Annotated in this window: 23 protein-coding genes; 9 read left to right on the top strand and 14 right to left on the bottom strand. The window is 63.0% G+C overall.

Annotated features, from left to right (window positions below; genetic code table 11):
* Positions 1-9: 9 nt before the first annotated feature.
* From PQQ51_RS16940 to PQQ51_RS16990, 11 genes are all read right to left on the bottom strand, one after another.
* The gene (locus PQQ51_RS16940) at positions 10-1,851 is read right to left on the bottom strand and encodes an ArnT family glycosyltransferase (RefSeq protein ID WP_408497960.1); all 1,842 of its coding nucleotides are present in this window, start codon (positions 1,849-1,851) and stop codon (positions 10-12) included.
* 209 nt (positions 1,852-2,060) lie between these two features.
* Positions 2,061-2,807, bottom strand: coding sequence for an SDR family oxidoreductase (locus PQQ51_RS16945; RefSeq protein WP_408497961.1), 747 nt, complete (start codon positions 2,805-2,807; stop codon positions 2,061-2,063).
* Positions 2,808-2,863: 56 nt separating this feature from the next.
* On the bottom strand, positions 2,864-3,448 hold the full coding sequence (locus PQQ51_RS16950) for an LOG family protein (protein WP_408497962.1): 585 nt from the start codon (positions 3,446-3,448) through the stop codon (positions 2,864-2,866).
* Between the two features lie 2 nt (positions 3,449-3,450).
* Complete coding sequence (locus PQQ51_RS16955) at positions 3,451-4,176, bottom strand: TetR/AcrR family transcriptional regulator (RefSeq protein ID WP_408497963.1); 726 nt, start codon at positions 4,174-4,176, stop codon at positions 3,451-3,453.
* A 256-nt stretch (positions 4,177-4,432) separates the two neighbouring features.
* A complete protein-coding gene (locus PQQ51_RS16960) occupies positions 4,433-5,101 on the bottom strand; it encodes a diacylglycerol kinase (RefSeq protein ID WP_408497964.1) in 669 nt (222 codons plus the stop codon).
* Positions 5,102-5,121: 20 nt separating this feature from the next.
* Positions 5,122-6,153 (bottom strand): glycosyltransferase family 4 protein, encoded by a 1,032-nt coding sequence (locus tag PQQ51_RS16965; RefSeq protein WP_408497965.1) that lies wholly within the window; start codon positions 6,151-6,153, stop codon positions 5,122-5,124.
* A gap of 30 nt (positions 6,154-6,183) precedes the next feature.
* Positions 6,184-7,125 (bottom strand): UDP-2,3-diacylglucosamine diphosphatase, encoded by a 942-nt coding sequence (locus tag PQQ51_RS16970; protein ID WP_408497966.1) that lies wholly within the window; start codon positions 7,123-7,125, stop codon positions 6,184-6,186.
* Between the two features lie 124 nt (positions 7,126-7,249).
* Positions 7,250-7,771, bottom strand: a complete 522-nt coding sequence (locus tag PQQ51_RS16975; protein WP_408497968.1) for an RDD family protein — start codon at positions 7,769-7,771, stop codon at positions 7,250-7,252.
* Between the two features lie 13 nt (positions 7,772-7,784).
* The gene (locus tag PQQ51_RS16980; RefSeq protein WP_408497969.1) at positions 7,785-8,546 is read right to left on the bottom strand and encodes a DUF3106 domain-containing protein; all 762 of its coding nucleotides are present in this window, start codon (positions 8,544-8,546) and stop codon (positions 7,785-7,787) included.
* A 16-nt stretch (positions 8,547-8,562) separates the two neighbouring features.
* Complete coding sequence (locus PQQ51_RS16985; protein ID WP_408497970.1) at positions 8,563-8,976, bottom strand: DUF3619 family protein; 414 nt, start codon at positions 8,974-8,976, stop codon at positions 8,563-8,565.
* Positions 8,973-9,536, bottom strand: a complete 564-nt coding sequence (locus PQQ51_RS16990; RefSeq protein WP_011487480.1) for an RNA polymerase sigma factor — start codon at positions 9,534-9,536, stop codon at positions 8,973-8,975. Before PQQ51_RS16990 ends, PQQ51_RS16985 begins: the two co-directional genes overlap by 4 nt.
* Before the next feature lie 353 nt (positions 9,537-9,889).
* Between PQQ51_RS16990 and PQQ51_RS16995 the strand changes: the two genes are divergently transcribed.
* The 6 genes from PQQ51_RS16995 to PQQ51_RS17020 all read left to right on the top strand — a co-directional run bounded on the left by PQQ51_RS16995 (position 9,890) and on the right by PQQ51_RS17020 (position 16,708).
* Entirely contained in the window at positions 9,890-11,653 is a 1,764-nt protein-coding gene (locus PQQ51_RS16995; protein WP_408497971.1) for an acetolactate synthase 3 catalytic subunit, read from the top strand.
* Positions 11,654-11,765: 112 nt separating this feature from the next.
* Complete coding sequence (gene ilvN / locus PQQ51_RS17000) at positions 11,766-12,257, top strand: acetolactate synthase small subunit (RefSeq protein ID WP_035551805.1); 492 nt, start codon at positions 11,766-11,768, stop codon at positions 12,255-12,257.
* A 135-nt stretch (positions 12,258-12,392) separates the two neighbouring features.
* On the top strand, positions 12,393-13,409 hold the full coding sequence (gene ilvC, locus PQQ51_RS17005) for a ketol-acid reductoisomerase (protein ID WP_408497972.1): 1,017 nt from the start codon (positions 12,393-12,395) through the stop codon (positions 13,407-13,409).
* Between the two features lie 135 nt (positions 13,410-13,544).
* Entirely contained in the window at positions 13,545-14,183 is a 639-nt protein-coding gene (locus PQQ51_RS17010; protein ID WP_408497973.1) for a phosphatidylserine decarboxylase, read from the top strand.
* 24 nt (positions 14,184-14,207) lie between these two features.
* Positions 14,208-15,077: a CDP-diacylglycerol--serine O-phosphatidyltransferase gene (gene pssA / locus PQQ51_RS17015; RefSeq protein WP_408497974.1), complete on the top strand. Its 870-nt coding sequence runs from the start codon at positions 14,208-14,210 to the stop codon at positions 15,075-15,077.
* 83 nt (positions 15,078-15,160) lie between these two features.
* Complete coding sequence (locus tag PQQ51_RS17020; RefSeq protein WP_408497975.1) at positions 15,161-16,708, top strand: 2-isopropylmalate synthase; 1,548 nt, start codon at positions 15,161-15,163, stop codon at positions 16,706-16,708.
* Positions 16,709-16,842: 134 nt separating this feature from the next.
* Here PQQ51_RS17020 and PQQ51_RS17025 read toward each other — a convergent pair whose 3' ends face one another.
* The 3 genes from PQQ51_RS17025 to PQQ51_RS17035 all read right to left on the bottom strand — a co-directional run bounded on the left by PQQ51_RS17025 (position 16,843) and on the right by PQQ51_RS17035 (position 19,910).
* On the bottom strand, positions 16,843-18,402 hold the full coding sequence (locus tag PQQ51_RS17025; RefSeq protein ID WP_408497976.1) for a SulP family inorganic anion transporter: 1,560 nt from the start codon (positions 18,400-18,402) through the stop codon (positions 16,843-16,845).
* 91 nt (positions 18,403-18,493) lie between these two features.
* Complete coding sequence (locus PQQ51_RS17030; protein ID WP_408497977.1) at positions 18,494-19,129, bottom strand: carbonic anhydrase; 636 nt, start codon at positions 19,127-19,129, stop codon at positions 18,494-18,496.
* Between the two features lie 229 nt (positions 19,130-19,358).
* Positions 19,359-19,910 (bottom strand): hypothetical protein, encoded by a 552-nt coding sequence (locus PQQ51_RS17035; RefSeq protein WP_408497978.1) that lies wholly within the window; start codon positions 19,908-19,910, stop codon positions 19,359-19,361.
* Positions 19,911-19,932: 22 nt separating this feature from the next.
* Here PQQ51_RS17035 and PQQ51_RS17040 point away from each other — a divergent pair, with 22 nt between their 5' ends.
* From PQQ51_RS17040 to rpsO, 3 genes are all read left to right on the top strand, one after another.
* On the top strand, positions 19,933-20,097 hold the full coding sequence (locus tag PQQ51_RS17040) for a hypothetical protein (RefSeq protein WP_408497979.1): 165 nt from the start codon (positions 19,933-19,935) through the stop codon (positions 20,095-20,097).
* 2 nt (positions 20,098-20,099) lie between these two features.
* Entirely contained in the window at positions 20,100-21,392 is a 1,293-nt protein-coding gene (locus tag PQQ51_RS17045; RefSeq protein WP_408498023.1) for a branched-chain amino acid ABC transporter substrate-binding protein, read from the top strand.
* A 207-nt stretch (positions 21,393-21,599) separates the two neighbouring features.
* On the top strand, positions 21,600-21,872 hold the full coding sequence (gene rpsO / locus PQQ51_RS17050) for a 30S ribosomal protein S15 (RefSeq protein ID WP_408497980.1): 273 nt from the start codon (positions 21,600-21,602) through the stop codon (positions 21,870-21,872).
* The last annotated feature ends 33 nt before the right edge of the window (positions 21,873-21,905 follow it).

Below are 21,905 nucleotides of genomic sequence, written 5' to 3' on the forward strand. Positions count from 1 at the left end.
CGCGGGTTTCTAGTCGTCGTTGGAGTTCGTGGCCGGCGTTCGCACGAACACGCGCAACAACTCGTCGTTGTCGCCCGGACGCGCGCCCGACCAGAACAGTCGCCAATCGCCAGCCGGCGCGCGTGCGTTGCTGCGCCGGCTCTGCGTGATCAGCCACGTGCATCCGGTCGCGGCGGGGTTCGCGGTCGGCTGATGCTCGATGCCTGTGTAGTAGTAGAGCATCGGCGCTTCGGATTCGCCAAGGCCCGAACTTGCCATGCAGTCCCCATCGTTCCACTCGATATTCATTCGCGCGCCGAGGTTTTCGAATACGGAGCGGTAGCTCTTCGCGTAGTCGAGCCACGGTAGCAGCAACGTGCTCACCAATCCCCACGCGACGATTGCGCCCGCGCACCAGCTCAGCGCGCCGCGCCATTTGCCGGCGTGCTTGAAGAGCGGCAGCAGCCATAACCACGCAAGCGTCATCGCCAACGCTGCGGCGATCAGCACGGGTTTGACCGGCATCACCCAATCGAGCGGCAACCAGCGGCCGAGCCGATGCAGCGACGCATGCGTGTTCGCCGGATCGCTCATGATCGACCAGATGATCCACGCGAGCGCGACCGCGCTGCCGAACAGCACGCGGCTCGCGATGTCCCACACGACGTGCAGCCGTTGCGGCAGTCGCCAGACGCCTTGCGCGGCCAGCAGCGCGAGCGGGGCGATGAACGGCAGGATATACAGTTCGCGCACCGTCGCCGAGCTTTGCAGCACGACGAAACCCGTGCCGGCAAAAATCAGCGGCAACGCGACGCGCGGATCGCGCCAGCGACGCCAAGCGCCGCCAGCGAGCGCGGCCAACGCGAGCGGCACGACGGGAAAGCCGACGCTCAACACGGTGCGCAACACGAACAGGCGACTTTCGTTTTCCGAGCCGAGTTGGGCCACCGAAAAGCCGAAAAAGCGCCCGATGTTGTTGTCCCACAGCCAGACTTTGAAGAGCGCTTCCGAGCGCAGATAAAAACAGATCGGCCAGATCAGCGCGAACGGCGCGCAGACGAGTGCTGCAATCGCCAGTGCGCCCGCAAAGCTGCGGTTGCGGCAGGCCGGATAGAGCGCGACGACCGCGACAGTGGTCGCGCCGAACACCAGTGGCACGAACAGTCCCTTCGTGAGCAGCGACACGCCGACGCCCGCGCCGAACATCGCGGCCGCGCTCCCTATCGCGTGGCGTCGCCGGCGCTGGTCGACGGGAAGCAGGCAGGCTTCGTCGCGCAGATGCACCAGCACCAATTCGAACAACCCGCAGAAACCGAGCGCGGCGCCGGCCATCAGCGCGACGTCGGTCATCATGTCGTGCACGTGTTTGACGACCACGAGCGTGCCGCCGAACAGTGCGAGCGTGCCGATCACGCGCACGTCGAACCAACTGGACGCAGCGAGCGCACGGCGCGTGACCCGGGCGGTGTAGTAGACGGTCAAGCCGGCGAACAGCGCGCTCGCGAGGCGTGCCGCGTCGTGCAGCGGCAGGTAGCGGCCGAACATCCATGCGAGGCCGGCGGCGACCCAGTCGTAGAGCGGCGGTTTTTCGACGAAGGGCTGCCCGGCATTGGTCGGCACGACCAGATCGCCGGTGTCGAGCATGTGCTGGACGATGCCGAAGGTGTAGGTCTCGTCCTGCTTCCACGGCTCATGGCCTAACGTGCCGGGCAGGAGCCACGCGCACAGGATCGCCAGCGCGATCAGCCACATGATTGGCCGGGAAGCCGCGAGCGCGCGCAGGCGCTGTGCGCCGCGCGCGGCGTGCTCGGATGGAGCGGTCGGGGACGCAGGTCGGGCGGATGTTGCCGTGGCGGCAGGATGTTCTTGCATGAAAATCTCGGGGCAACCATGCGCGGCGACATCGACCGTGGACGGATGCTTTGGCTACGCCGCATGCATTTGCACGCGATCGGCGCGATTGTAGCCCGGGATTATTACGGTTAGTTACAAAAATGTGGGCTGTGCGGCCCGCAAATAGACGCATTGCGCCTGGCCGCGTCGCGGCGGCAAGCATTCGTCATGGAAAGAAGAAAGAAACCTTAGCGTCCGCCGCTGACGTCGAGTAGCGCGCCGGTCACATACGAGGCCGCATCGCTCAGTAACCAGACGATCGATTCGGCGACTTCATCGGCGTGGCCGGGACGCCCGAGCGGCGTTGTGGCGCCGAGTTGGGCGGCGCGCTCCGGCTTGCCGCCGCTCGCATGGATGTCGGTGTCGATCAGGCCGGGGCGCACCGCATTGACGCGCACGCCTTGCGGACCGAGTTCCTTCGCGAGCCCGATCGTCATCGTATCGACGGCGCCTTTGGAGCCCGCGTAGTCGACGTATTCGTTCGGCGAGCCGAGCCGCGCCGCCGCCGACGACACGTTCACGATCACGCCGCCGCTGCCGCCGCGCTGCGTCGACATGCGCCGCGCGGCTTCGCGCGCGCACAGATACGCGCCGAGCACGTTGACGTCGAACATGCGCTTGAGGCGCGCGAGGTCCATATCGGCAAGCTGGCTCGACGGCGCGACGATGCCGGCATTGTTGACGAGCGCGTCGAGCCGGCCGAACTTCTGCTGGAGCGCGTCGAACATCGCGAGCACATCGGCTTCGCTGGCCACGTCGCCGGAGATCGTCAGCGCCTGACCGCCCGCGCGTTCCACTTCGGCCGCGGTTTCCTGCGCGGCCGCGAGGTTGCGCGCATGGTTCACGCCGACTGCCCAGCCGCGTGCGCCGAGCAAACGCGCGGTGGCGCGGCCGATGCCGCGGCTGCCGCCGGTGATCAGAACGGTTTTCGTCAAGGTGTTCTCGCGCTTTCGGTGCGGCTCGCGCTGAAAGCGCGAGCCGCCGACAACAATCAGACAGCGTCGCGGTTGATAACCCACTTGTCGGCGACGGGCGGCCGATAGCGCTGCAGCTTGTCGATCAATGCGACGGGTTCGGCTTCGATCTGCAGGATGTCGAAATAGGTCTGGCGCATGAAGCCTTCGTCGACGGTGTGCTGCAGCATGTTGATCAACGGATCGTAAAAGCCGTCGATGTTCAGCAACGCGACCGCCTTCTGGTGATACCCGAGTTGCGCCCACGTGTAGACCTCGAACAACTCCTCGAGCGTGCCGGCGCCGCCGGGCATCGCGACGAACGCGTCGGACAGGTCGGCCATCATTTTCTTGCGATGATGCATGTCGGGCACGACATGCAGTTCGGTCAAGCCGTCATGGCCGACTTCCTTGTTGACGAGCAATTCGGGAATCACGCCGATCGCGCGGCCGCCTTCGGCCATCACCGTGTCGGCGATCACCCCCATCAGCCCGACCTTGCCGCCGCCGTAGACCAGCGCGAGATCGGCCTGCACCAGCGCGCGGCCGAAAGCGCGCGCGGCTTCCGCGTACAACGGTTTGGCTCCGTAAGAGGAGCCGCAATACACACACACCGCCTTCATGCTCAAACATCCTTGGGTTCGTTACGGGGCGCGGCGCCTTCCTTGGGCGGCAGATAGTCGTAGAACTCGCGCTTGGGCAGCTTGCCCGACACGAGGTCGTCGAAAATCTGCCGCGAGCGGCCGCGCAGATAAGGCGCCATCAACGACACGATCTGCACGCTCACCTGATGCAGTTCCGCGCGAATCGCTTCCTGCTCGTTGTATTTGCGCGGGTTCATCACGAACTGATACGACAGCCAGTACGTGCCGATCACGCCGACGTTGGTGGCGATCACATGCAGTTCCTCGGGTGTCGCGACCATTTCGCCGTCGGCCACGAGTTGCTCGCAGAACTGGCTCGCAAAACGCACCTTGTGGCTGATGATCTGCTTGAAGTGCGTTTCGAGCGTGCGGTTGCGCGCCAGCAGGTCGTTCAGATCGCGATACAGGAAACGATAGCGCCACGTGAAATCGACCATGTATTGCAGATACGACCACATTTCGTCGATGGTCGCGCGGTGGTCGTCGGGGAAACGCAGACGCTTTTCGATCTCCTGCTCGAACTGGCTGAAGATGCTGTTGATGATGTCGTCTTTGTTGCGGAAGTGGTAGTACAGGTTGCCTGGACTGATTTCCATTTCCTCGGCGATCGTCGTCGTCGTGACGTTCGGCTCGCCGATTTCGTTGAACAGTTTCAACGACAGTTCGAGAATCCGTTCGCGCGTGCGGCGGGGAGGTTTGGCTTCCATGTCGTCGGGCCCTGGTGACGCCCGGCTGGGACACTCGGCGGCGTGCCGCTGTTGCGTGATCCATCCGAACGCGGTTGGTATAGTTTGAGCGCCTCTCTACCTGCCGTTGTGCGACAGGCCCCGGAAAGGAGAAAAACGTGGGAGCGCCAGCGTTTTCCCGTGAGACTGTCGGACGATTATAAACCGAGCGTTCTTATACCAAACCGATACTCAGGGTTTTCATTGTTCAGACGGTTTTATTGTTTGTTATGGCCCGTCATAGCCACGCTTTCACCCACTGCACGACGAGCGGCCCGACAATCAGGATCCACGTCATCAGACACATGCCGAGCGCGACCATCACTGCCGCGCTGCCGAGATCCTTCGCGCGCCGCGACAGTTCGTGGCGTTCGAGCGAAATGCGGTCGATGGCCGCTTCCACGCTCGAATTCAGCAACTCGACGATCAGCACCAGCAGCACCGAGCCGAGCAGCAGCACGCGCGACACCGGCTCGACCGGCACCAGCACGCCGCACGGAATCAGGATCGCCGCGAGCGTGAGCTCCTGGCGGAACGCGCTTTCTTCGCGGATCGCGACGCGAAAGCCGGCCAGCGAATTTTTCATCGCGTGCCACGCGCGAGTCAGGCCGCGATTGCCCTTGTACGGATTGAACGGCAGCGGCGCGAGCGGATCGTCGGGGCCGAGCGGTTCGTGCGCGTCCGGGCCGTGGGCGTCGTGCGCGTGATGGGTGCCGCGGGTGTCGCGCGCGGCGTTCGGATTGTTCAAACCATTCCTGTGATCTGCATGTTTCAGCGCGACGTGTTCGGCCACGTCGTCGAACGGATCGATGCCGGCGGTTTTGGCCGCATCGGCGGCATCGACCGTTTTCACGGCGCGCAGCGCGCCGTTCGACGCGCGGATCACGTTAGCGTTTCTTTCTGGCATGGACGACTCGGCGCGCCGCGTCACGCGGCGGCGCTTTCCTCACGATACGACGTGCGCGGCAACGGTTTCAGATGCGCGGCAAATTGCGCGGATGCCGCCGCCCACGAGAAGCGCTCGGCCCACGCGCGCGCGTGGTCGCGATCGATCTTCAGCGCTTCGAGGCAGGCTTCGCGCAGGTCCTCGTGCATCGCGCCGGCACCGCCGTCGCCCAGCACGTCGATCGGGCCCGTCACCGGATAGGCGGCGACCGGCGTGCCGCACGCGAGCGCTTCGAGCAGCACGAGGCCGAAAGTGTCCGTACGGCTCGGGAACACGAAGACATCGGCGGCTGCGTAGACCTTCGCGAGTTCGGCCTGCGTGAGCACACCGAGATAATTCGCCTGCGGATAGCGCGACTTCAGTTCGGCGAGCGCCGGGCCTTCGCCGGCCACCCACTTCGAGCCCGGCAGATCGAGCTTCAGGAACGCCTCGACGTTTTTCTCGACCGCCACGCGGCCGACGTACAGGAAGATCGGCCGTGCGGTGTTGAGCACTTTCGAGTCCATCTGGTGAAAGATGTCCAGATCGACGCCGCGCGTCCACAGCACCACGTTCGTGAAGCCGAATTTCTCGAGGTCGGTCTTGACGACCGGCGTCGGCGCCATCACAGCCAGCGACGGCTTGTGGAACCAGTGCAGAAACTTGTACGTCGCGGCGAGCGGAATGCCGAAGCGCGCCTGCACGTATTCCGGAAAGCGCGTGTGATAGGCGGTCGTGAACGGCAGCTTGTGCTTGATCGCGTAAGCGCGCGCGGCCATGCCGAGCGGACCTTCGGTGGCGATATGCAGCGCATCGGGCGCGAACGCGTCGATCCGCTCGTGCAGCTTGCGGCGCGGCAGCAGCGACAGGCGAATCTCAGGATAGGTCGGGCACGGAATCGTCTTGAATTCGAGCGGCGTCAGCAGATCGACTTGATGGCCGAGCACGCCGAGCTCGCGCGTGGTGTTTTTCAGCGTACGCACGACGCCGTTGACCTGCGGTTCCCATGCGTCGGTGACGATCATGATCTTCATCGATTTCGGCCCAATAGAAGTGAGGAGGGACTACGCGGTCGCCCGGGCCTTTTGCACGCCGACTTCCGGGGCGCGCATCACGGTCCAGTAGATCACTTTGAGTTCGCCTTCGTAGGTCTCGACGAGTGCGGAGAGGCTTTCGACCCAGTCGCCGTCGTTGCAATACAGCACGCCGTCGATGTCGCGGATCTCGGCTTTGTGGATGTGCCCGCACACCACGCCGTCGCAGCCGCGGCGGCGCGCTTCGTCGGTCATCACGCGTTCGAACGACGAGATGAAATTCACCGCGTTCTTCACCTGATGCTTCAGGTATTGCGACAGCGACCAGTACGGAAAGCCGAGCCGGCTGCGGATCCGGTTGAACCAGCGGTTCAGGATCAGGATCATCGTATAGAGCGTGTCGCCGAGGTACGCGAGCCATTTCGCGTGCTGGATCACGCCGTCGAACAGATCGCCGTGCACGATCCACAGGCGCTTGCCGGCGAGCGTGGTGTGGAACGCTTCGCCGCGCACGTGGATGTCGCCGAATGCGAGGTCGCAGAACTGGCGCGCGGCTTCGTCGTGATTGCCCGGCACGTAGACCACCTGCGTGCCTTTCCTCGCCTTGCGCAGGATTTTCTGCACGACATCGTTGTGCGCCTGCGGCCAGTACCAGCCTTTTTTCAACTGCCACCCGTCGATGATGTCGCCGACGAGGTACAGATATTCCGACTCGTTGTGACGCAGGAAGTCGAGCAGATAGGGCGCCTGACAGCCGCTCGAACCGAGATGGATGTCGGACAGCCAGATCGTGCGATAACGGTGCGGTTCGGCGTGGTCGTCGTCGTGCTGGGCGGCGCGCGTGTCGAGCGGAAGCGGCGGCACAGGCAACGGGAATCCGTGACTGGAGTTGGGTTCCGGGCGGAACGCGACGGGGTCGACGCTCGGGCCGGTCTGGCGGAACAGGGAAGTCGCGGACGTTTTCGGGTCCATGGCTCACGCGTCGAGTTGCGGTGCCCGTATTGCGCCAGTTGTGCGTGACCGTGCCGTGACAGTCACGAGAAGTTCTTATTACTGCGTCTTTATCGAAGAGAGCGTTGGATGACGCCGCCGCGCATTACCGCGCGACGCTGATCACGCGTGTGCCGGCGAGGCGATCGTGCAGGAATTGCCGCTGCGGATCGAAACGGCCGGTCGCGGCCCACAGCATGAACCAGAGCGCGGCGATCGTGAGCGTTTGCGGCAGCGCGAGATGCAGCAACGGATGCAGCGCGAGCGGCGGCAGGAACCACAGCCACGCGAGCACGTAGCGGACGATCGCGCGGGTGGTCGAGAGCGGCGCGCCATCGGCGGCGACGACGCGCAGGTGCCAGGTTTTCATCGGCAGCGTCTGGCCGCTGTGGGTCCAGAACCAGACGAAGTACACGCCGACCACGAGGCCGATCCACGCGGCGAGGAGATTGTGATGGGTGAGGCCGTTGCGCTGCTGCGTCAACGTGCTGAACAGATAACCGGCGACGAATACGACGCCGAACAGGATCAGCGCTTCGTAAAGCAGCGTGGCGAGGCGCCGGCGCACCGTGGGTGCGGTGCCGGATGGCGCGGCGGGGGAAGTGGCGGTGCTCAGCGGCTGGGACACAGGCGGGCCCGGATCACGAGCCGTTGAAGATCGACGGTGCCTCGGCCGGCGAAACCGGCACCGGCGTGGCCGGTACGAAGCTGCCCGCAGCGGGAATCGCGGGCGTGACGACCGGACTCGGCAACGAGGCCGCCGCTGCGGCGCTCGCCACGGCGGCACCGCTTGCACCGCCACGTTCGCGCGCATTGACGATGCGGTCGAGCCCCTTGATCTCGGTCTTGCCTGACGGCGGCGCGCTGACCACGCTGGGCCGGCGCTTGCGTTCGCTGGCGGCGAGCCGCTCTTTCTGTTCTTCCGGCAATTGCTGGTAGGTCTTCCACGCGTTCTGACGGGCTTCGCGCGGCAACTCCTTCGAAACCTGATAGTTTTCGCGCGCGACGCGGCGCTGCTCGGGCGTCATGTGCGCCCATTCGGCCATTCGGTCATGCAGACGCTTTTGCGCATCCGGCGACAACTTCGGATAACGCGACGCGATTTTCAGCCATTTGCGCTTGCGTTCGTCGCTGAACGAATCCCACTGCGCGGCGAACGGCGCGAGCGCGGCGTGATCGGCCGCGCTCAGGCGCGACCACGCGAGCGGGCTGTTGCTGCCGGGCAGGCTGGGTAATTCGACGGCGAGAGTCGGGGCCGGAGCTTTCGCGGTCGCGGTGGCATTCGTGACAGGCGCGCTGGTCGTCGACGGACTCGGGTAAAAGCGCGGATACGTCGCGGCGAACGACACCAGGGCCGCAATTGCGCATCCGAATACAACGGCGAGGCCCCGCTTGTAACTCACCCGAAGAATCTCCCGCTCAGTGGGCGCGTGAAAGATACGCGTTGAAACCGTGGTCGAGATAGGCATTGAGCGGCAGATCGTCGCTTAGCATGGCGGCATCGATGTCGGCGAGTTCCGCCGTGCGTTGATGGTCTTCCCAGTAGGCGATCGCCACGAGACTCACGACCAGCGCGGCGAGCGGCCACGCGAGCGCGAACCGGCTCAGCGGCGAACGGCGGCGCGGCAACTGGACCGGCGGCATGCCGGCGCCGGCGAAGGCCGGCACGAGCACCGGCGCGCTGACCGCTTCGGGTTTCTTGCGCGCCAGCGCGGCGCGGCGCGCCACAGCGAGTCGATCGACGGTGGCGGGTGCAATGCTGGCGGCGTTTTCGTCGAGCGCGCGCCGGACTTGGCGGGCGAACTCGAGTTCTTTGGTTTCCAGGGAGCTCATAGCGTGATTCCTTTAGCCTTGAGCGCTTGCGCCAGCGTGTGGGTGGCCCGCGAGCAGTGCGTCTTCACGCTACCCTCGGAGCAGCCCATTGCGGCGGCAGTCTCGGCGACATCCATATCTTCCCAATAACGCATGAGAAACGCCTCCCGTTGACGTGCCGGCAACTTTTGGATTTCGTCGTCGATTAGCTGCAGCACCTGTTCGCGTTCGAGTTTCTGTTCGTTGCTCTCGGCGCCCGCCGACCCTTGCTGGGCCTCGAATGTTTCGAGCGGGTCGAATTCGTCGTCGTCTGCGTTGCCGAGCGACGAAAACAGGCTGACCCAAGTATTGCGCACTTTCGCACGACGGAAATAGTCGTGCATCGCATTCTGGAGAATACGCTGAAACAGGAGGGGAAGTTCGGCGGCCGGACGATCACCGTATTTTTCGGCGAGCTTGATCATCGCGTCTTGCACGATGTCGAGCGAGGCGTCGTCGTCCCGCACGGCGTAGACCGTCTGCTTGAATGCGCGCCTTTCGACGCCCGCCAGAAAGTCGGCGAGTTCCTTGTCTGATGCCATCCGTTTGGGGGTCGGCGCAGCGAGCGTGCGCGTAATCGGTCGAAAAATGTCGTAAAACTCGCGGATGCTAACAAACTTTTGCGTCGCTGGGGCGAAACCTCGGCCATCTTCCGTTCTGAAAGCGCGCTTTCGGTCAATAAAGGGATTCGGGGGCAGGGCGCGAAGGCAATATTTGCTTGACCGCGTGAAGGGTTGCAGATATCTTCGCTGGTTCGCAACATAAGTGACTTGTCTCAATTGAGGTGTGGCCCAAGAAGCTCACCTGTCAACTGGACGCGCCGCTTGAACCCGAGCCACAAGCCCGGCAGAGAGCACCCGATCAATTTTTTGCCGAAAATTCGAAAGGTGAATAAATGAATATGCCCAGCGCGGAATTCTCCACGTCGGATACGACTCCTCATACCGAAGCTGACTCTATCGGCGCCACCGTGCTCATGAAAGCACTGGCCGACGAAGACGTCGAGTTCGTGTGGGGCTATCCCGGCGGCTCGGTACTCTACATTTACGACGAGCTGTACAAGCAGGACAAATTCCAGCACGTCCTCGTGCGTCACGAGCAGGCTGCGGTCCACGCCGCCGACGCTTATGCGCGTTCCACCGGCAAGGTCGGTGTGTGCCTCGTGACCTCCGGCCCCGGCGTCACCAATGCGGTGACCGGCATCGCCACTGCCTACATGGATTCGATCCCTCTGGTTGTGATCAGCGGCCAGGTGCCGACTGCCGCGATCGGCCAGGACGCGTTCCAGGAGTGCGATACGGTCGGCATCACGCGTCCTTGCGTGAAGCACAACTTCCTCGTGAAAGATGTGCGCGATCTCGCCGCTACCGTCAAGAAAGCGTTCTATATCGCCCGTACCGGCCGTCCCGGCCCGGTGTTGATCGACATTCCGAAAGACGTGTCGAAAACGCCTTGCCAGTACGAACCGCTCAAGACGGTGTCGCTGCGCTCGTATAACCCGGTTACGAAAGGTCACTCCGGCCAGATCCGCAAGGCCGTGTCCTTGCTGCTGTCGGCCAAGCGTCCTTACATCTATACCGGCGGCGGCATCATTCTCGCGGATGCGTCGCGCGAGCTGAACCAGTTCGCCGATCTGCTCGGCTACCCGATCACCAACACGTTGATGGGTCTGGGCGGCTACCGCGCGAGCGACAAGAAATTCCTCGGCATGCTCGGCATGCACGGTACGTACGAAGCCAACATGGCGATGCAGCACTGTGACGTGCTGATCGCGATCGGCGCGCGCTTCGACGACCGTGTGATCGGCGACCCGGTGCACTTCGCGTCGCGTCCGCGCAAGATCATTCATATCGATATCGATCCGTCCTCCATCTCCAAGCGCGTCAAGGTCGACATTCCGATCGTCGGCGACGTGAAGGAAGTGCTGAAGGAGCTGATCGAACAGTTGCAAACGGCCGAGCACGGTCCGGACACCGCGGCGCTCGCCGACTGGTGGAAGGACATCGAAGCCTGGCGCGCGAAAGACTGCCTGAAGTTCGACCGCAAGAGCGACATCATCAAGCCGCAGTACGTGGTGGAAAAGGCGTGGGAACTGACCGACGGCAATGCCTTCGTGTGTTCCGACGTCGGCCAGCACCAGATGTGGGCGGCGCAGTTCTATCGCTTCAACAAGCCGCGTCGCTGGATCAACTCCGGCGGTCTCGGCACGATGGGCTTCGGCCTGCCGGCGGCGATGGGCGTGAAGATGGCGCACCCGGACGACGACGTGCTCTGCATCACCGGCGAAGGCTCGATCCAGATGTGCATCCAGGAACTCTCGACCTGCAAGCAGTACGAGACTCCGGTGAAGATCATTTCGCTGAACAACCGCTATCTGGGCATGGTGCGCCAGTGGCAGCAGATCGAATACAGCAAGCGCTATTCGCATTCGTACATGGATGCGCTGCCGGATTTCGTGAAGCTCGCCGAAGCGTACGGCCACGTCGGCATGCGTATCGAACGCACGGCCGATGTCGAGCCGGCGTTGAAAGAAGCGCTGCGCCTGAAAGATCGAACGGTGTTTCTCGATTTCCAGACCGATCCGACCGAAAACGTCTGGCCGATGGTCCAGGCCGGCAAGGGCATCACCGAGATGCTCATGGGTTCGGAAGATCTATAACGACGGCTTCTGACGCCGGCTTCGTCATGCACGCCTTCAAAAAAGGCGCGGGCGGACGAAGCGGCGAGAACCCGCTCGCATACATCGACAAAACATCTGGAAGAAGCGAAACATGAGACACATTATTTCTGTCCTGCTGGAAAACGAACCGGGCGCGTTATCACGCGTGGTGGGTCTGTTCTCCGCACGCGGCTACAACATTGAAACCTTGACGGTGGCTCCGACCGAAGACCGTTCGCTGTCGCGCATGACCATCGTCTCCATTGGCTCGGACGACGTGATCGAACAGATCACGAAGCATCTGAACCGCCTGATCGAGGTGGTGAAAGTGGTCGACCTTACCGAGGGCGCCCACATCGAACGAGAGCTGATGCTGATCAAGGTAAGGGCGGTCGGTAAGGAACGTGAAGAGATGAAGCGGATGTCGGATATTTTCCGCGGCCGCATCATCGACGTCACCGAAAAGACCTATACGATCGAACTGACGGGCGCGAGCGAAAAGCTCGATGCCTTCATCGAAGGAATCGACTCCACCGCGATTCTCGAAACCGTCCGTACCGGCGGTTCGGGCATCGGTCGCGGCGAGCGGATTCTGAAAGTGTGACGCTGGAAGGAATATTTCTGCGTCACCCGCTGTTTTATGTCAGGGCCGGGCTGTGCACCATGCGCCCGGCCAGCAACACAACATTCGCAGTATTTGAATCTCACAGATCCCATCGGATTTAGCCAAGGAACCGACATGAAAGTTTTCTACGACAAGGACGCCGACCTCTCGCTCATCAAGGGTAAGCAGGTCACCATCATCGGCTATGGCTCGCAAGGCCATGCACACGCGCTGAACCTGAAGGAAAGCGGCGTGAACATCACGGTCGGTCTGCGTAAGGGCGGCGCATCGTGGAGCAAGGCTGAAAACGCCGGCCTGCAAGTCAAGGAAGTGGCGGAAGCCGTCAAGGGCGCGGACGTCGTCATGATGCTGCTGCCGGACGAGCAGATCGCCGAAGTCTATGCGAAGGAAGTTCACGCGAACGCCAAGCAAGGCGCGGCGCTGGCCTTCGCGCACGGCTTCAACGTGCACTACGGTCAAGTGATTCCGCGTGCCGACCTCGACGTGATCATGATCGCGCCGAAGGCACCGGGCCACACGGTTCGCGGCACGTACTCGCAAGGCGGCGGCGTGCCCCACCTGATCGCGGTTGCGCAAGACAAGTCGGGCGCAGCACGTGACATCGCGCTGTCGTACGCGGCAGCGAACGGCGGCGGCCGTGCCGGCATCATCGAAACGAACTTCCGCGAAGAAACGGAAACCGACCTGTTCGGCGAGCAAGCCGTGCTGTGCGGCGGTACGGTCGACCTGATCAAGGCCGGCTTCGAAACGCTGGTGGAAGCGGGCTACGCGCCGGAAATGGCGTACTTCGAATGCCTGCACGAACTGAAGCTGATCGTCGACCTGATCTACGAAGGCGGCATCGCGAACATGAACTACTCGATCTCGAACAACGCCGAATACGGCGAGTACGTGACGGGTCCGCGTATCGTGACGGCTGAAACGAAGAAGGCGATGAAGCAGGTGCTGACCGACATTCAAACCGGTGAGTACGCGAAGAGCTTCATCATCGAAAACAAGGCCGGCGCACCGACGCTGCAATCGCGCCGCCGTCTGACGGCCGAGCACCAGATCGAACAGGTCGGTTCGAAGCTGCGCGCGATGATGCCGTGGATCGCGAAGAACAAGCTGGTCGATCAGTCGAAGAACTAAGAAGCCAGCTTTACGGCATCCTGACCGGCGCGCTGCCTCGTCGCAGGCGCCGGTAATGCAAAAAGCCGCCCAAGGGTGCTGAACCCTGGGCGGCTTTTGCTATCCTACGGTTTTACAAAAAAACAGAAGCCATCCATGAATTACCCTCATCCGATCATCGCGCGAGAAGGCTGGCCGTTCATCGCCATCGCGGCCGTCGTTGCTTTGCTGATTCACTTCTTCGCGGGATTCGGCATTTCATGGCTGTTCTGGCTGATCCTGATCTTCGTCGTACAGTTCTTCCGCGATCCGGCGCGCCCGATTCCCACTCAGGCGAATGCGGTGCTGTGTCCGGCCGACGGCCGCATCGTCGCGGTCGAAACCGCGCACGATCCGTATGCCAATCGTGAAGCGCTGAAAATCAGCGTGTTCATGAACGTGTTCAATGTCCACTCGCAACGCTCGCCGGTAGATGGCGCGATCTCCAAGGTCGAATATTTCCCGGGCGCGTATCTGAACGCCGCGGTGGACAAGGCTTCGACCGAGAACGAACGCAATGCGGTGGTGATCGAAACAGCCGGCGGCCAGACGGTGACCTCGGTGCAGATTGCCGGTCTGATCGCGCGGCGCATTCTTTGCTACGTTCGTGCGGGTGAGCCGCTCACGCGGGGTCAACGTTATGGATTCATCCGTTTTGGCTCGCGCGTCGACGTGTATCTGCCGGTCGGCAGCCGTCCGCGTGTGTCGATCGGCGAGAAGGTTTCCGCATCGTCCACGATCCTCGCTGAACTATAAAGCGGCACCAAGGAGGTTTTCCGAATGGCCGCATTCAAACCGCGTCGACCCCGCAACAGTGGACCGCTGCCGCGTCCGTTCCGCCGTAACAAGCCGATGGTGGCGGAGTCGTCCGCAGTCGACAGCCGGCGCGCGCAGCGTCAGCAGTTCCTGAGAAAGCGCGGCATTTACCTGCTGCCCAATGCGTTCACCACCGCGGCACTGTTCTGCGGCTTCTTCGCTGTCGTGCAGGCCATGAACGTGCGCTTCGAGATCGCCGCGATCGCGATCTTCGTGGCGATGGTGCTCGACGGCATGGACGGCCGCGTCGCCCGCATGACGCATACGCAGAGCGCGTTCGGCGAGCAGTTCGACAGTCTGTCGGACATGGTGTCGTTCGGTGTGGCGCCGGCGCTCGTGATGTACGAGTGGATCCTGAAAGACCTCGGCCGCTGGGGCTGGCTCGCGGCGTTCGTCTACTGTTCGGGTGCGGCGTTGCGTCTCGCGCGCTTCAACACGAACATCGGCGTGGTCGACAAGCGTTTTTTCCAGGGTATGCCGAGTCCGGCCGCGGCGGCATTGATCGCCGGTTTCGTGTGGCTCGCCACCGACAACCGCGTGCCGCTCAAGCTCGTATGGCTGCCGTGGGTCGCGTTTGTGCTCACCATTTATGCCGGCGTGACGATGGTGTCGAACGCGCCGTTTTATAGCGGCAAAGCGCTCGACGTGCGGCATCGTGTGCCGTTCGGCGTGATTCTGCTGGTGGTGGTGGCGTTCGTGCTGGTGTCGTCCGATCCGCCGCTGATGCTGTTCGGTCTGTTCGTGCTGTACGGTCTGTCGGGCTATGTGTTCTGGGGCTACCAGGCGTTGCGCGGCAGGGCGAATCCGGCCCGTTCGGTGCAGCGGGAGAGGTAAGCGCTGACAAGCGCGGCGATGCGAACGCCCACATTCAAAAAATTCGCTTCCCCATAATCGACCGACTCCTCAGGAGCTCCGACATGTCCGACAAACTGATCATATTCGACACCACGTTGCGTGACGGCGAACAATCGCCGGGCGCATCGATGACGAAAGAAGAGAAAATCCGCATCGCGAAGCAACTCGAACGGATGAAAGTAGACGTGATCGAAGCGGGCTTTGCGGCCAGCTCGAACGGCGACTTCGATTCGATCCAGACGATCGCCGGCCTGATCAAGGACAGCACGATCTGCTCGCTCGCCCGCGCAAACGACAAAGACATCCAGCGCGCTGCCGACGCGCTCAAGCCCGCCGATCATTTCCGCATCCACACGTTCATCGCAACGTCGCCGCTGCATATGGAAAAGAAGCTGCGCATGACGCCGGATCAGGTGTTCGAGCAGGCGAAACTGGCGGTGCGCTTCGCACGCAAATTCACAGACGACGTCGAGTTCTCGCCCGAAGACGGCAGCCGTTCGGACATGGATTTCCTGTGCCGCGTGCTGGAAGCGGTGATTGCGGAAGGCGCGACCACCATCAACATCGCGGACACGGTCGGTTACGGCGTGCCGGAACTGTATGGCCAGCTCGTGAAAACATTGCGCGAGCGCATTCCGAACTCGCACAAGGCGGTGTTCTCGGTGCATTGCCATAACGACCTCGGCATGGCGGTCGCGAATTCGCTCGCCGGCGTGCAGATCGGCGGCGCGCGTCAGGTGGAATGCACGATCAACGGTCTCGGCGAGCGCGCGGGCAATACGTCGCTCGAAGAAATCGTGATGGCCGTGAAAACGCGCAAGGATTACTTCGGCCTCGAACTCGGTCTCGATACCACGCAGATCGTGCCGGCGTCGAAGCTGGTGTCGCAGATCACCGGTTTCGTCGTGCAGCCGAACAAGGCCGTGGTCGGCGCGAATGCGTTCGCTCACGCGTCGGGCATTCACCAGGACGGCGTGCTGAAAGCGCGCGACACCTACGAAATCATGCGCGCCGAAGACGTGGGCTGGAGCGCGAACAAGATCGTGCTCGGCAAGCTGTCGGGCCGCAATGCGTTCAAACAGCGTTTGCAGGAACTCGGTGTTTCGCTCGATAGCGAAGCCGAGCTGAATGCGGCATTCGCGCGCTTCAAGGAACTGGCCGACCGCAAGTCGGAAATCTTCGACGAAGACATCATCTCGATCGTTTCCGAAGAATCCGCCGAGGCGCAGGAGAAGGAGCACTACAAGTTTCTGTCGCTGTCGCAGCATTCGGAAACCGGTGAGCAGCCGCACGCGAAGATCGTGTTCTCGGTCGAAGGCAAGGAAGTGACCGGCGAAGCGCGCGGCAACGGTCCGGTGGACGCCACGCTGAACGCGATCGAAACGGAAGTCGGCAGCGGCTCGGAGTTGCTGTTGTATTCGGTGAACGCGATCACCACCGGCACGCAGGCGCAAGGCGAAGTCACCGTGCGGTTGTCGAAGAGCGGGCGCATCGTCAACGGCGTGGGCACGGATCCGGATATCGTTGCGGCTTCCGCGAAAGCGTATATCTCGGCGCTCAACCGGCTGTATTCGAACGTCGACAAGTTGAATCCGCAACGTTCGGAGTGAACGTAAATAGGCGCGGTTCTCAAGCCTGATCCAGTCGATCCGAGTAAAAAAGCCCCGTGCAGCGAAATGCACGGGGCTTTTTTTCGCGCAAGCGGTTTGCGAGCGCGCCAGCGCCCGCTCCCACCCGCCGCGCGTTATTCCGCCGCCGCGCGCCGCATCGACCACCCCCGCGCCGCGCGTGTCTGCGTCTCGACCTGATGCCTGACCTCGACGACGATGCCGCGGCGCGGCGCCTCGTCGACGAACGTGTCGAGCAGGTCACGCACGTCGTGGTCGACGAAATCGGCGCGTGTCGCGTCGACGATCAACGTCGCGCCGTCCGGGATCTGCTGCAGATAGTGCTTCAGTTGCACCTTCGCGAGAAACGACACGTCCTTGCGAAACGACAGCAGATAGTGATCGCCGTGCTGCGCAAGCACGATCGGGCTGCGCAGATTCGCATACAGCGCGAGCAACACGCTGCACAGAATACCGAGCACGATGCCGATCAGCAGATCGGTCGCGAGCACGCCCACCAGCGTCACGATAAACGGCGCAAACGGCGCGAATCCCTGCTTCGCGAGCGCGACGAACAACGACGGTTTGGCGAGCTTGAAGCCGGTGAAGATCAGAATCGCCGCGAGGCAGGCGAGCGGAATCAGGTTGATCACGCTGGTGAGCGCGAACACGCTGACGAGCAGCAGCACGCCATGAATCACCGCCGACAGCCGACTTTGCGCACCCGCATGCACATTCGCCGAGCTTCGCACGATCACGGAGGTGATCGGCAGTCCGCCGATCGCGCCGGCGATCAGATTGCCGACGCCTTGCGCTTTCAACTCGCGATCGGCTGGCGCGGCACGGCGTTGCGGGTCGATCTGTTCGACCGCTTCGAGGCTGAGCAGCGTCTCGAGACTCGCGACGATCGCCAGCGTGATCGCCACGCGCCACACATTGGGGTTCACCAGTTGCGCGAAGTGCGGCCCGAAGTCGGCCCACGCCAGCGCGAGTTGCAAGGCCGCGAACGATTCGAGCGACGGCAGCGCGACGCGATGTTCGGCGGGCAGCGCGATGCCCGGCGTCAGCACGCCGAGCAGCAGCGTCGCGCCGATGCCCACCAGCACCACGGCGAGCGGCGCCGGCACCAGACGCACGATGAAGAAGCGGCGCATCGCGCGCGTTTCCCACGCGAACAGAATCGCCAGCGACAGCAACGTGATCACGCAGGCGGCGAGTGAAATGGAGCCGAGCGGGGTCGTGAGCGACGCGGCGGTTTGCGTCGCGGGCGAACCGGAGATGCCGAGCGCAAGCGGGAACTGCTTGACGATCAGCAGCACGCCGATCGCGGCCAGCATGCCTTTGATGACCGGCGACGGCACATAGGCCGCGAAGCGCCCTGCCTTGAGCATGCCGAAGCCGAACTGGATCGCGCCCGACAGCAGCACGGCAAGCAGGAACGCGGAGAAGCTGCCTAGTTGCGCGATACCGTCGACGACGATCACGACGAGACCCGCGGCCGGACCGCTGACGCTCAGTCGCGAGCCGCTCAGCACGGCCACCACGAGTCCGCCGACGATACCGGACACCAGCCCGGCAAACGGCTCGACGCCGGAAGCGTTGGCAATGCCGAGACATAGCGGCAGCGCCACGAGAAAAACGACCGTGCCCGCGAACAGATCGCGCTGGAACGTAGTGAAGAAAGCTCGAAGGTTCATGGTGTCAGTGCAGGGAGTTGGGGTTGGCTTGCCGGGGGCGAAGCCGTGGGGATGGGGGCAACAGACGCTTGCCACTCGGGCGTTAGGAGGGCTAAGCCGCGCTATGCGCACTCGCTGCGCAGGTCATCGCATCGTCGGCTTCGTAGCCGGACGTGAGCACCTTGAGCCGGCCGTCTTCGAGCGCGAAGATCCAGCCGTGCACGAGCGGCGGCGTCTCGGCGTCCCGCACGATCGGACTCGCGCGTAGCTGGCGAACCTGTTCGAGCACGTTCAACTCGGCGAGGCGATTCACGCGCGAGCGTTCGTCGGCGTGCCCGTCGAGTTCGGCGCGATGATTCCCGGCGAGCGCGCAGAGCGGCGCGATCCGCCGATTCACATGCTTGAGTTGCGGGTCCGACGGCAGCAGCGCGGCGCGCACGCCGCCGCAGCCGTAATGTCCGCAGACGATCACATGGCCGACCTTCAGCACGCGCACCGCGTATTCGAGGACGCTGCCGGAGTTGTCGTCGTCAGGATCGAACAGGTTGGCGATGTTGCGGTGAACGAACAGATCGCCGGGCTCGCAGTGGGTGATCGTTTCAGCGGGCACGCGGCTGTCCGAGCAGCCGAGCCACAGCACGTGCGGATTCTGGCCGCGCGCCAGTTCGCGGAAGAATTCGGGGTTGCGCGCGGCGGTTTCATGCGCCCAGGCAACATTGGCGACCAGCAGGCGTTTGGGACGGTTCATCGATAGCGGCTCCGGAAGTAGGCAAGCCCGGCAGATGGCGGTGCCGGTGAAATATTACTAAAGACTTTCTATCAAAAAATAAATCCACCGTCTTCGGAATTAACGAAAAATAAATCCATCCGATACGTTGGATGGTAAATAAATTTATGCACCATAAATAAAAAAGCCACCCGATGAGGGGTGGCCTGGCGGTGCTATGCGTGCTGAGTGTCGAGAGGCGCTCGGGCGCTCAGAACACACTGCGGCGATCGGGGTCGTGTAACGGATCCGGCGTTTTTTGCGTGAGCCGCACGATGCCCTGGTCGTCGAAATAAAAGCTGTACATCATGTACCAGACGTTGTCTTCCAGATAGCGGTAGGTCCAGACCTCGCGCTTCATCAGCGGGAAATACATGGTCTCGACCGGGCGGCCGAAATTGACCAGCACGTCGCTCTTGGTCCATTTGCCGATTTCCGCGCGGTAAAACTCGTTGGGCTGGAGCACCTGGCGCACGTTGACGATCTTGCCGGATGCGTCGATGTCGGCGGCGGTAGTGGTCTCGCCCATCGGCTGGGTCGGCCACATCAGCCGTTTGCCGCCGTTGGGCAGATCGTAGGATTCGCGCGGCGCGCCCAGTTTCGCGACGATGGTCGATTCGTCCGCGCCTTGCTGGAATTGCTGCCACGGCTGCGCGCAGCCGGCCAGCGCGAGCGCGCTCAGACAGACGGCGACGGCGCGGCGCAGGCGCCCGGCGGACGGCGCGCCGATCGAGGCCGCCGTGAGGTGGTGGCGGTTGAACATGTATTCCTCCGATGGCATTTGAATGACGGTTTTTATCATCGAGACGCATTATTTTGACATGCGCTGCGATAAAAGAAGCGCGCGTCGTGCAGCGCGCCCACTCAAGCAGAATAACGGCCGGGTCGGCTTGCTTATTCCATTGCGCACCGCCTATGATCCGCGCTTCGAACGATTCAGGCGGGCATGACGATGGCGATGGCGAACTGGCAACGCGCGGCGATAACCGCGCTGATGACGACGGCGATGGCAGTGGCGGTAGCGGCGCAAGCGTCCGCGCAGACTGCGGCGCCGGCCGGCACGCCGATCCAACTGGCGCTGATCGAAGGCATGTCCGGGCCATTCGCCAACGCGGGCGCGATGGTCGAACGCAATCTGCGCTACGGGATCGAGCAGGTGAACGCGCACGGCGGCGTGAAGCTCGCCGACGGCACGCATCCACTGGAGCTGGTCGTGCTGGACAGCAAGGGCAGCAGCGAAGAAGCGCTGGTGCAACTGCGCGCGGCCGCCGACCGCCATATCGGCTACATCATGCAGGGCAACAGTTCGGCGGTCGCCGCGGCGCTGCTCGGCGCGATCGACAAGCAGAACAGCCGCGAGCCGGGCAATCGCGAACTGTTCCTCAACTATTCCGCCGACGATCCCGCGCTGACCAACGCCGCTTGCAGCTTCTGGCACTTTCGCTTCGACGCGCACGCGGGCATGCGGATGGATGCGCTGGCCGACGTGATCCAACGCGACAAGGCGGTGAAGAAGGTCTATTTGCTGAATCAGGACTACAGCTTCGGTCACGACGTCAGCAGCCTCGCGCGCTCGGCGCTGGCGGTGAAGCGGCCGGACATCGCGGTGGTCGGCGATGAATTTCATCCGATCGGCCGCGTGAAGGATTTTGCGCCGTACATCGCCAAGATTCGCGCGAGCGGCGCAGATGCGGTGATCACCGGCAATTGGGGCAATGACTTGACGCTGCTGGTCAAGGCGGCCCGCGAGCAGGGACTGGATACACGCTTCTACACGTTCTACGGCAATAGTCTGGGCGCGCCGGCCGCATTGGGCGACGCCGGCGTCAAACACGTGGTGGCGGTAGCGGAATGGCACCCGAACGCGGGCGGCGCGGCGTCCGATGCCTGGTACGCCGCCTATCGCGCCCGTTTCCCGGCCGCACAGGACGATTACCCGGTGCTGCGCATGCCGCTGATGATCGAAACCCTCGCCGCGGCGATGAACCGCGCCGGCAGCGCGGACCCGACGGCGGTCGCCCGCGCGCTGGAAGCGATCAGGTTCGACAACGGATTCCACGCATCGTGGATGCGCGCCGACGACCACCAGCTGATTCAGCCCCTTTACGTGATGGAGATGGACAAGGGCGGCACGCCGGGCGTCAAGTTCGATAACGAAGGCTCCGGTTACGGCTTCCGCACGGTGCTGGCGCTGCCGTCCGAGCGTACCGTGCCGCCGACCGTTTGCAAGATGAAACGGCCCTGAAGGCGCTCGGGAGTGCCGCGAGGCGCGCAGGATCCGGCTTGGCGCAGCTGGGTTCGCGGCCAGATTACGCTGTGCTACAATACGCGTCCCGTTGTTAGCCATCTATGCATAGTGCTAGCCATATATGCATAAACTGGTCGCACAACGGGTAACCCACGGCACGGCCTTTCTTCCGTGACCGCCTGTCTAGTTCTCAAGGAAATCGACATGTCCGCAGTTGAAACAAGCACCAAGTCCGAAGTCGTTGCGCAATTCGCACGCGCAGCTAACGACACCGGCTCCCCCGAAGTTCAGGTCGCGCTGCTCACGACCCGCATCAACGAACTGACCGTTCACTTCAAGGCACACTCGAAGGACCACCACAGCCGCCGCGGTCTGCTGCGCATGGTGAGCCGCCGTCGTAAGCTGCTCGACTACCTGAAGGGTAAGGACGCGGATCGTTACCGCGCACTGATCGAGAAGCTGGGTCTGCGTAAGTAATCGGCCAGTCGTTCAGCAAGATGCCTGTGTCAG

It is taken from the genome of Paraburkholderia xenovorans (genome assembly GCF_046030735.1).
In the GTDB taxonomy this organism is placed as follows: Bacteria; Pseudomonadota; Gammaproteobacteria; order Burkholderiales; family Burkholderiaceae; genus Paraburkholderia; species Paraburkholderia xenovorans_A.

Coding starts and splice junctions, on each gene's coding strand:
- PQQ51_RS16955 (WP_408497963.1), bottom strand. CDS start 4,176: ATGGAAGCCAAACCTCCCCGCCGCACGCGCGAACGGATTCTCGAACTG.
- PQQ51_RS16950 (WP_408497962.1), bottom strand. CDS start 3,448: ATGAAGGCGGTGTGTGTGTATTGCGGCTCCTCTTACGGAGCCAAACCG.
- PQQ51_RS16960 (WP_408497964.1), bottom strand. CDS start 5,101: ATGCCAGAAAGAAACGCTAACGTGATCCGCGCGTCGAACGGCGCGCTG.
- PQQ51_RS16940 (WP_408497960.1), bottom strand. CDS start 1,851: ATGCAAGAACATCCTGCCGCCACGGCAACATCCGCCCGACCTGCGTCC.
- PQQ51_RS17020 (WP_408497975.1), top strand. CDS start 15,161: ATGTCCGACAAACTGATCATATTCGACACCACGTTGCGTGACGGCGAA.
- ilvN (WP_035551805.1), top strand. CDS start 11,766: ATGAGACACATTATTTCTGTCCTGCTGGAAAACGAACCGGGCGCGTTA.
- pssA (WP_408497974.1), top strand. CDS start 14,208: ATGGCCGCATTCAAACCGCGTCGACCCCGCAACAGTGGACCGCTGCCG.
- PQQ51_RS17045 (WP_408498023.1), top strand. CDS start 20,100: ATGGCGATGGCGAACTGGCAACGCGCGGCGATAACCGCGCTGATGACG.
- ilvC (WP_408497972.1), top strand. CDS start 12,393: ATGAAAGTTTTCTACGACAAGGACGCCGACCTCTCGCTCATCAAGGGT.
- PQQ51_RS17025 (WP_408497976.1), bottom strand. CDS start 18,402: ATGAACCTTCGAGCTTTCTTCACTACGTTCCAGCGCGATCTGTTCGCG.
- PQQ51_RS17035 (WP_408497978.1), bottom strand. CDS start 19,910: ATGTTCAACCGCCACCACCTCACGGCGGCCTCGATCGGCGCGCCGTCC.
- PQQ51_RS16985 (WP_408497970.1), bottom strand. CDS start 8,976: ATGAGCTCCCTGGAAACCAAAGAACTCGAGTTCGCCCGCCAAGTCCGG.
- PQQ51_RS16990 (WP_011487480.1), bottom strand. CDS start 9,536: ATGGCATCAGACAAGGAACTCGCCGACTTTCTGGCGGGCGTCGAAAGG.
- PQQ51_RS16970 (WP_408497966.1), bottom strand. CDS start 7,125: ATGGACCCGAAAACGTCCGCGACTTCCCTGTTCCGCCAGACCGGCCCG.
- PQQ51_RS17010 (WP_408497973.1), top strand. CDS start 13,545: ATGAATTACCCTCATCCGATCATCGCGCGAGAAGGCTGGCCGTTCATC.
- PQQ51_RS17030 (WP_408497977.1), bottom strand. CDS start 19,129: ATGAACCGTCCCAAACGCCTGCTGGTCGCCAATGTTGCCTGGGCGCAT.
- rpsO (WP_408497980.1), top strand. CDS start 21,600: ATGTCCGCAGTTGAAACAAGCACCAAGTCCGAAGTCGTTGCGCAATTC.
- PQQ51_RS16965 (WP_408497965.1), bottom strand. CDS start 6,153: ATGAAGATCATGATCGTCACCGACGCATGGGAACCGCAGGTCAACGGC.
- PQQ51_RS16995 (WP_408497971.1), top strand. CDS start 9,890: ATGAATATGCCCAGCGCGGAATTCTCCACGTCGGATACGACTCCTCAT.
- PQQ51_RS17040 (WP_408497979.1), top strand. CDS start 19,933: ATGACGGTTTTTATCATCGAGACGCATTATTTTGACATGCGCTGCGAT.